Origin of the sequence: Streptomyces sp. PA03-1a (genome assembly GCF_033792805.1) — a bacterium.
Taxonomy (GTDB): domain Bacteria; phylum Actinomycetota; class Actinomycetes; order Streptomycetales; family Streptomycetaceae; genus Actinacidiphila.
This window is the reverse complement of the sequence record NZ_JARAVO010000469.1, coordinates 1-1,689: the sequence shown is the minus strand read 5'-3', so window position 1 is coordinate 1,689 and position 1,689 is coordinate 1. Positions and strand designations below refer to the sequence as shown.

The 1,689-nt window shown below is 71.4% G+C and carries 1 protein-coding gene; it reads left to right on the top strand.

What is annotated here, in order from left to right; translation table 11 throughout:
* Window positions 1-64: 64 nt before the first annotated feature.
* The gene (locus PV341_RS44975) at window positions 65-1,516 is read left to right on the top strand and encodes an aldehyde dehydrogenase (RefSeq protein WP_500323422.1); all 1,452 of its coding nucleotides are present in this window, start codon (window positions 65-67) and stop codon (window positions 1,514-1,516) included.
* The last annotated feature ends 173 nt before the right edge of the window (window positions 1,517-1,689 follow it).

Sequence of the window (1,689 nt, the reverse complement as noted above, 5' to 3'; positions counted from 1 at the left end):
CCCGTACTCCGCCCCGGCTTTGCCCTTGCCCTCGCCTTGCCCCCGCAACTGGAAGACGTGACTGATGACCCTTCGCGACAGGCTCTTCATCGGCGGCTCCTGGGTGACCCCCAGCGACCCTGACCTCATCCTCGAGATCCGCTCCCCCCACGACCAGTCGGTCCTCGGCCGGGTGGCCCAAGCGGCCGACGCGGACGTGGACGCGGCCGTCGCCGCGGCGCGTGAGGCCTTCGACAACGGGCCGTGGCCGCGCACCGACCCCAAGGAGCGGCAGGAGGTGATCCGCCGGGTCAACGCGCTGCGCGAGGCCCGTGCCGACGAGATCGCCGCGGCCATATCCGCCGAGAACGGTTCGGCGGGCTGGTTCACCCGGGCCGGTCAGCCGTTCCTGACCCGCCAGGTCGACGCCTACCTCAAGGCCGCCGCCGAGCTCGGCTGGGAGGAGGTCATCGAACCCTCCGACCCCTCGGTGGACTTCGACACCGTGGTCAGGCGCGAGGCGATCGGCGTGGTCGCCGCGGTCATCCCGTGGAACTCGCCCTTCTCCGCGGCCACGGCCAAACTGACCCCGGCCCTGCTGGCCGGCAACACCGTGGTGCTGAAGGTCTCCCCGGAGAACTCGCTGAGCATGATGCTGCTGGCGGACCTCTTCCACGAGGCGGGCCTGCCCGAGGGCGTGCTCAGCGTCCTCCCGGCGGACCGGGAGACCAGCGAGCACCTCGTCTCGCACCCGGACGTCGACAAGATCGCCTTCACCGGCTCGACCCGCGCCGGACGGCGCATCGCCTCGATCGCCGGCGAGCAGCTCAAGCGGGTCAGCCTCGAACTGGGCGGCAAGTCCGCGGCCGTCATCCTCGACGACGCCGACCTCCCCGCCGTGATGCAGGGGCTGCGCTTCGGGTCGCTGGCGAACAACGGCGAGGCCTGCATCCTGCAGACCCGGATCTTGGCGCCGCGCAGCCGCTACGAGGAGGTCGTCACGGCCCTGAAGGAGATGGTGGAGTCGCTGAAGGTCGGCGACCCCTCCGAGCCGGACACCTTCATCGGCCCCATGATCCGTCGTGACCAGCAGCAGCGCGTGATCGACTACATCAAGCTGGGCATCGAGGAGGGCGCCCGCCTGGTGACCGGCGGCCCCGAGGTGCCGCGCGGGCTGGAGGCGGGCAACTACGTCACTCCCACCGTCTTCGCCGACGTCGACAACGGCATGCGGATCGCCCGGGAGGAAATCTTCGGCCCCGTGCTGGTCGTGATCGCCTACGACGACGAGGACGACGCGGTGCGGATCGCCAACGACTCCGACTACGGCCTGTCGGGGGGCGTCTGGACCACGAGCCCCGAGCGTGCGCTGGCGGTCGCCCGCCGGCTGCGCACCGGGACCGTCACCCTGAACGGCTCCCCGATGAGCTTCGACGGCCCGTTCGGCGGCTACAAGGCCAGCGGCGTCGGCCGCGAGTACGGGTCGGTGGGCCTGACCGGCTACGTCGAGCACAAGACGATCACCCGTCGGCGGTGACCGCGGACGGGCCGGGCCCGGGAGGTGTGTGGGGCGCCCCGGGCCCGGCGGTCACCGGTCGCGGCGGCCCGGGTGGGGGTCAGGAGTCGTCGGCGTGGAGGTTCTTGACCTTGATCCAGTCACGGCTGCGGCGACCCGGAAGGTACGTACTGGTCAACCGCTTCGCCACCACA